This window comes from Nitratireductor aestuarii (assembly GCF_014641695.1).
In the GTDB taxonomy this organism is placed as follows: Bacteria; Pseudomonadota; Alphaproteobacteria; order Rhizobiales; family Rhizobiaceae; genus Chelativorans; species Chelativorans aestuarii.
In genome coordinates this window covers 346,879-354,409 of sequence record NZ_BMIF01000003.1, presented here as the reverse complement: position 1 = coordinate 354,409, position 7,531 = coordinate 346,879, and the positions used below count along the sequence as shown (strand labels likewise).

The window sequence follows — 7,531 nt, the reverse complement described above, 5'->3', positions numbered from 1 at the left end:
CCTGGTTGACCCCGAAAGCGTCGCCGCCTCCAGCGCAGCATCAGTTGCCTGACGCTTCCAGATCCACGCGTCCTCTGCCGACCACGTTTCTCTTTCTTCTATATTCAATTGTCAAAGAACGGGCGAACTCAATCGCCATAGGGCTCAAGTCTTTTACCACCGAACCCCGAAAGCCGCTCATGCGTCTTTCAGAAAACCATATCTCGGAGACGAAGCGTCTCCGCCGTCAGCAGCGCCGCCGCCGTCGTTGATGGGCTGCTTATAGGCCCCTCAAACTCGAGTCGTCAATCGGGTTTTTTGAGCAAACTGCATTTTTTTTGTTCACCCTGAATAATCCACAGGCGACACCCTTCTTCCCTTTTTCCAGAGCTCTCGAGTGCAGCGTCACATTCGGGCCTAAATCCCCTCTTACTCGCCGGTGATACAATCATAACCGCGCGCGCTACTGGCCAAGGCGGTCGGGTTTGTGTCTTATTTATTCATAGGTCAGACTCCGGCTAATGTTTGCCGGGCGTCTTGCGCATTGACTTGATCCGTTCGGGCGGGCACTCTTTCAGACAAGGGAGCCCGGGTGGGACCAAAGGGAGCTAAAGAACGTTGGATAACAACGCCGGAGCACATCTCTCCCTCGGTGATGATGAGCCGCTGATCACGGGAGGACGGAGGAATCCGCCTGACCGCCGTGAAATTTCTGCACGCTGGCTCCTTGGGACCGTTCTTACCGGCCTGACCTCTACCGTTCTTCTGGGCGTTGCGCTTTCGGCCGCACTCGACGGCCGCGAACAGCTTGCCACGCCTCCAGAAATCGCTCTCATCGGCCATGTGGCGCCTGACGCCGACAATATGCGCAAAGCTGCACGCGTTGCCCCCTCGCCCGTACGCGGCGGTTCGGATACGCGGCGACAGCTTGAAGTTTCCACGGTGCACAAAGAGGGCGACCGGGAAGTCGTGCGCTCGCTCCCGTTCGTGCACCTGCGCGTGCCGCTGGCGGTCAGCTCTTCCTCGGCCGTTGACTACCCGCCCTTCGATCCGCTTACGGTCTTTGCAAGCGACAATGTCACGAGCAATCTCGGCAACCTCGGTGTCATCTACGGCCCCAAGGTTGAGAGCGAGATGGCGCTGCGCACAGAGCCATTCCCGCTGACGGATGCCGCGTTTGATGAAGGCAGCCAGCTCTCCGCAGAGGAAGTGGAGAAGGTGGTGCGCGAAACGGGATCCATCCTGACGGAGGGCAACATCCAGGTTGCCTCGCTGCACTATGTGGATCCACAGCGATTCGGCGATACTTTCTCAACCCAGACCTTTGGCAACCTCGACGTGCGCATTGTTCCGGAGAATGTCTCGACGGCAGTCAGGAATGCAGCCGAGACCGGGACGCGCAGCTATGCCGAGGACATCATTCTCCTTTCCGGCAACAAGAAGATCGTTCAGGCGCTCAGCGAAGCGGGCTATGACGGCCCGGATGCAGCAGGCATGGCGGAGGCCGTGGCGAAACTTCTCAATACCGATTCGCTCAAAGCAGGTGCCGCGCTGTCTCTCGGCGTCGAGCTCCAGGATGATCGCCCGCACATCATGCGGGCGAGCGTCTTTGAGAAGAGGCAGCATATCCTCACCATCGCGCTGAACGATCGGGGCCAGTACGTCCCCGCCGAACAGCCGGAGATGGGCGAAGAGCTTGTCGCCGCACTTGCCAACGAGCCGAAGAGCACCGCGTCACGTAGCGATCTGCCCCGTGTCTACGATGCAATCTACACCGCGTCGCTGTCGCATGGCCTCAATCGTGAGATGACCCGCAAGCTGGTTCGGCTGCTCGCTGCCGATATCGACATGCAGTCGCGGCTGAAACTTTCGGACACCATCGAGGTGTTTTTCTCGCAACCCTCGCCGACGGGGAATGCCACCGAAGAGTCCGAGCTTCTCTACGTGTCGGCCAAGTTCGACAACAAGGAGCGGACGTTCTATCGGTTTCAGCTCCCTGACGGGACGGTCGATTATTTCGATCGCGAGGGCAAGAGCTCCCGCCCATTCCTGATTCGTAACCCCGTTCCAGCGGGTCGCATGACTTCGCCCTATGGATCGCGGCGCCACCCGATTCTTGGCTATCGCAAGATGCACACGGGTGTGGACTGGGCAGCGCCGCGCGGTACGCCGATCATGGCAACGGGTGACGGTGTGGTGGAAAAGTCCGGCTGGTCGGCGGGCTATGGCCGTCAAACGATCGTACGCCACGCCAATGGCTACAAGACCTCCTACAATCACCAGAGCGCCATCGCCAAAGGGGTGGAGCCAGGTGCAAAGGTCAAGCAGGGCCAGATCATCGGCTTCGTGGGGGCAACCGGCATGGCGACCGGCAACCACCTGCACTACGAAATGTTCGTGAACGGAAGCCGCGTTGATCCTATGCGCGTGCGCCTGCCTGAAGGCCGCTCGCTCGAGGGTGAATCTCTGGTCGCATTCAAGGAAGAGCGCAAGCGGATCGAATCACTGCTTGAGGATTCCTTCTCACGGCCCATGGTTGCTGCTGCGACGAACTGAGGTCGATCCGAAGGCCGTACCCCTTCAGGTATAGCAGCGTCCCCCAGCTTCATAGTGCATTGTCTGGACACAGGAAGTGAGCCAACGGACGCTGCGCGCCTGCTTTCACAGGCTCGTGCATCGGCAAGTGCAAGTTAAAGGCGTAGCCTGGGAAGTGCGGGAGAGCCGTTTCCCGGCGGACCGGCAGCCGCCCCCTGGTCGATTCTGCTTACGCCGCCAACAACACTCCCTGTCTCAGCGGCCGAACCGAGCCATAAAAAAACCCGCCGGTTGTCGGCGGGTTTGAGGTAGTTGAATTGGTACGCTCGACGATCAGATAAATTCGACGGTCACACCCTTGGTGACGCGCTTGGCGAGCTCTTCCGCATCCCAATTCGTCAGGCGGATACAACCGTTCGAATAGGTCTTGCCGATCTTCTCAGGGTCAGGCGTGCCATGGATGCCATACGTCGGCTTCGACAGCGCAATCCAGACCGAGCCCACCGGACCGTTCGGACCGGGCGGGATCTTGAGCACCTTGTCGTTGTTGCCCTGCTTGAAGTTGATCTTGGGGTTATAGGTATATTCCGGATTTAGCGCGACCCGTTCGACCGTGTGAGTTCCGACAGGTGACGGCGTGTTCTCCGAGCCGATGGTGGCCGGATAGCTCGCAACCAGACGATCGTGCGTGTCGTAGATGCGCAGCTGCTTCTTCGCCTTGTCAGCCACGATTCGCCCAACTTCGTATTTGAGCTGCATGTTGGTATTTGCCACCTTCACGATCGTGCCGGGACGGTCGAAATTCAGACCCGGATTAAGCGAGATGAGATATTTCTCGTCCATGTGGAAACGCTCGGCCAGCATTTCCGTCACGCGCGTATAACCGAGGCGTTCGAGCTTGGCCTTCTCGCTGTAGTCCGCCGGGACAGAGGCGATGAACGGCCCTGCCGCATCCTCGGACGTGATCGTGTAATCGATAAACGCCGGACCACCGGTGCGCTGGAGTTCCGACTCGATCCACTCCTTGTCGTAGGTACGCAGCCGCTCGCCGGTTATCTCGTAGTAGGCGGTGATCGCCTTGTTTACGTTATCGCCCATGCGGCCATCGATAACGCCCGGCGATGCGCCGACACGATCGAGCAGGATCTGGAACTTGGCGACATCCTCGGACGCACCGCGTGCGCCTGGGACAGTGATTTCCACATCCGGATTGATCGGGATGCGCACAGACTGGCCGGGCATCGACGGTTCGATGCCGGTCTGCGGAGCGGGGACGACGGAGCGGGCTTCTTCGGTTGGCGCATCGAGCGGCGCGCGATAGATGCTGCCGCCGCCAGAATTTTCTCGCGCCTGCGGGAGAGGTTCCTGCGGCATCGGCGCCGCCCTGCCCCGATTATCCGGATAGACGGGTTCCGGCTCGCGGTAATCATCGCGATTCCGGCCATAGATTGCGGCCTCACGCTCGCGGTGGAAGCGCTCAACGTCGCGAGGGTCGGTAAAGTCGTAGTAGTTGCGGCCGCCATCGCGCTCCTGCCAATTCCTGTCCGGCTCCCATTCCGGAACCGGCGGCTCGGCAAACGGCTCACGGATTTCGACCACGCGGTTGGTGCGGGGGTCGACAATCACCTCGCGACCACGCTCATCGATGTAGACCTGAAATTCATAGGCCTGCGCCACCTGAAACTCGCCTTCGAGTGGCGTAGCAGAACCGATCGGCTCCGCGCCAGCAGAGACGGCGATCAAACAACCCAATGATAAAACAACGGGGTAGGTTCCGCGCACTTTTACATCCCCAAAACTAACCACAACCCACGGTACGGTATGAAGCATGCCTCCTAGAGTATGAACAGGGCATGAAAATGGCTGCAAAGAGCGATTTGGGCGAAGATGGGTGACCGATTGGGCTCACTAATCAGGATCGATGTTCAGTTCCCGACGCAGCTTCCTTGAAAGTCCGGCCACCACAAGCCGGTAGCTTGCTGCGAGATAGTCGCAGAGGGTCTGATCATCCATTGATTCGCCGGAGTAGCGCTGGATCCATTTCAGTCCCCGCGAGGCGAGGTAGGGTGCGGGCCGGAGGCCGGGCTGCTCGCTCAGAAGCTCATAAGCCATCGGCGAACACTTGAAGCTGATGGCCATCTCAGGCTCGCCCTCACCGCGCTCTCGACCCAGGACGAAAACCTTGCCGCCAACTTTCCAGACATGGGCGTCACCCCACTGCACGACGTGTGTCGCCTGTGGAAGGCTTGCGCAGAAGCGGTTGTATTCATCCAGCGTCATTGGCCAGCCCGCGGTTGGTTTGCAATGTTAGTTCAGCACCGAGACCGCTTTCCTGGCAAGCCGAAAAGAAAAGGCCCGAGAGCGGATGCTCCCGGGCCCTTAAACTTACGCCGCAGCGTCGGTTTCCACGTCATTCCGCCGTGGCCGGAAAATCAGCCGGTCGGAACCTGCCGTCACCTTCACGGTCGAGTTGTCGAAGATCTCGCCCATGAGGATCTTTTCGGCGAGCGGGTCCTGCAGTTCCTTCTGCATCACGCGCTTCAGCGGACGTGCGCCATAGGCGGGGTCGTAGCCCTTTGAAGCCAGCCAGTCGGTTGCCTCGTGATCGAGCTCGAGCGTGATCTTGCGATCAGCCAGCAGCTTCTCCAGCCGCTTCAGCTGGATCTGCACGATCTGGCCCATATCCTCGCGCCGCAGGCGATGGAAGAGGATGATCTCATCCACGCGGTTCAGGAACTCGGGCCGGAACGATGCCTGCACGACTCCCATGACTTCGCTGCGGACGACATCCACATCCTGATCGTCTGCCAGGCCAACCAGATATTCTGCACCAAGGTTCGACGTCATGATGATCAGCGTGTTGCGGAAGTCGACAGTGCGACCCTGACCGTCCGTCAGGCGACCATCATCCAGCACCTGAAGCAGCACGTTGAACACATCCGAGTGCGCCTTTTCGATCTCGTCGAACAGGATCACCTGGTAGGGCCTGCGGCGAACAGCTTCGGTCAGGACACCGCCTTCCTCGTAGCCGACATAACCGGGAGGTGCGCCGATCAGACGGGCCACGGAGTGCTTCTCCATGAACTCCGACATGTCGATGCGAACCATCGCCTGCTCATCATCGAACAGGAACGAGGCAAGCGCCTTGGTGAGCTCGGTCTTGCCGACGCCGGTGGGGCCCAGGAACATGAACGAGCCGATCGGCCGGTTCGGATCCTGCAGGCCGGCACGAGCACGGCGGACCGCCTTGGAGACAGCCTGGACTGCTTCGCCCTGCCCTACGACACGGCGGGCGATCTCGTCTTCCATGCGCAACAGCTTCTCGCGTTCGCCCTCCAGCATCTTGTCGATCGGAATGCCGGTCCAACGCGAAATCACATGCGCGACATGTTCCGGCGTCACCGTTTCCTCGACCATGCTGCGGTCGCCCGAAGAGGCCTCAGCTTCCTGCAGCTTCTTTTCAAGCTCCGGAATCTTGCCATAAGCCAACTCACCAGCCCGCTGGAACTCACCCTTGCGCTGGGCAATGGCCAGTTCGTTGCGTGCCTCATCGAGCTGACGCTTCAGGTCGGCTGCGAGACCAAGCTTGTCCTTCTCGGCCTTCCAGGCGTTGGTGAGCTTGACGGATTCCTCCTCAAGCCCCGCCAGTTCCTTCTCAAGCCGATCAAGCCGATCCTTCGAAGCGGAGTCGGTTTCGTTGCGCAGTGCCTCGCGCTCGATCTTCAGCTGCATGATGCGGCGGTCGATCTCGTCCAGCTCTTCCGGCTTGGAATCGACCTGCATGCGCAGGCGAGCTGCCGCCTCATCGATCAGGTCGATCGCCTTGTCCGGCAGGAACCGGTCGGTGATGTAGCGGTTGGAGAGGTTCGCAGCCGAAACCAGCGCCGAGTCGGAGACCCGCACCTTGTGATGCTGCTCGTACTTCTCCTTCAGGCCACGCAGGATGGAGATCGTGTCCTCGACAGTCGGCTCGTTGACATAGACGGGCTGGAACCGGCGGGCGAGTGCGGCATCCTTCTCGACATACTTGCGGTACTCATCGAGCGTCGTCGCGCCAACGCAGTGCAGCTCACCGCGGGCCAGAGCAGGCTTCAGCAGGTTCGAGGCATCCATTGCGCCATCGGACTTGCCGGCGCCGACCAGCGTGTGCATCTCATCGATGAAGAGGATGACCCCGCCAGAGGCAGCTTCAATCTCCGACAGAACCGCCTTCAGGCGCTCCTCGAACTCACCGCGATACTTCGCGCCAGCGATCAGTGCACCCATGTCGAGCGCCATCAGCTGCTTGTCCTTCAGCGATTCGGGAACGTCACCGTTGACGATACGCAGCGCCAGACCTTCGGCAATCGCCGTCTTGCCCACGCCCGGCTCACCGATCAGGACAGGATTGTTCTTGGTACGGCGCGACAGCACCTGGATCGTGCGACGGATCTCGTCATCACGGCCGATCACCGGATCGAGCCTGCCGGCGCGAGCGTCGGCGGTCAGATCGCGTGCGTACTTCTTCAGCGCGTCATAGCCCTGCTCGGCACTGGCCGAATCGGCAGTGCGTCCCTTGCGGATATCATTGATGACCTGGTTCAGAGCCGCAGGGGTGACACCAGCCTTGGTCAGGATTTCCGAACTCTTTGCAGACTTTTCAACCGCAAGCGCGGTCAGCAGACGCTCGACCGTGACGAAGCTGTCACCGGCCTTCGTTGCAAGCTCTTCCGCAGTGGAGAAAACCTTGGCCAGCGGCTGCGCCAGATAGAGCTGGCCGTTGCCACCTTCCACCTTGGGCAAAGCATTAAGCGCCGCGTCCACGGCGAGCTTTACATCGCGCGGCCGACCGCCGGCGCGCTGAACCAACGAAGAGGCAAAGCCTTCCTCGTCATCCATCAGCACCTTCAACAGGTGTTCGGGCGTGAACTGCTGATTGTTGCGCGAGAGGGCCAGCGTCTGTGCAGACTGGATGAAACCCCGAACGCGTTCGGAATACTTCTCAAAATTCATACCTAGCGTCTCCATCTCTGAACCA

Annotated in this window: 4 protein-coding genes; 1 reads left to right on the top strand and 3 read right to left on the bottom strand. The window is 60.2% G+C overall.

The window, feature by feature from the left end:
- Positions 1–597: 597 nt before the first annotated feature.
- Positions 598–2,535 carry a M23 family metallopeptidase gene (locus IEX27_RS07840; protein ID WP_188720384.1) on the top strand — a complete coding sequence of 646 codons (1,938 nt, stop codon included), beginning with the start codon at positions 598–600 and terminating at the stop codon, positions 2,533–2,535.
- A gap of 312 nt (positions 2,536–2,847) precedes the next feature.
- Here the strand turns inward: IEX27_RS07840 and IEX27_RS07835 are convergent, their stop codons facing one another.
- The 3 genes from IEX27_RS07835 to clpB all read right to left on the bottom strand — a co-directional run bounded on the left by IEX27_RS07835 (position 2,848) and on the right by clpB (position 7,506).
- A complete protein-coding gene (locus tag IEX27_RS07835) occupies positions 2,848–4,296 on the bottom strand; it encodes a L,D-transpeptidase family protein (RefSeq protein ID WP_244630273.1) in 1,449 nt (482 codons plus the stop codon).
- 126 nt (positions 4,297–4,422) lie between these two features.
- The gene (locus tag IEX27_RS07830) at positions 4,423–4,794 is read right to left on the bottom strand and encodes an MmcQ/YjbR family DNA-binding protein (RefSeq protein ID WP_188720382.1); all 372 of its coding nucleotides are present in this window, start codon (positions 4,792–4,794) and stop codon (positions 4,423–4,425) included.
- Positions 4,795–4,899: 105 nt separating this feature from the next.
- Entirely contained in the window at positions 4,900–7,506 is a 2,607-nt protein-coding gene (clpB, locus tag IEX27_RS07825; RefSeq protein ID WP_188720381.1) for an ATP-dependent chaperone ClpB, read from the bottom strand.
- Positions 7,507–7,531: the final 25 nt, after the last annotated feature.

Excerpts from the sequence above, each read along its gene's own strand:
- IEX27_RS07830 (WP_188720382.1), bottom strand. The coding sequence starts at position 4,794 with ATGACGCTGGATGAATACAACCGCTTCTGCGCAAGCCTTCCACAGGCG.
- clpB (WP_188720381.1), bottom strand. The coding sequence starts at position 7,506 with ATGAATTTTGAGAAGTATTCCGAACGCGTTCGGGGTTTCATCCAGTCT.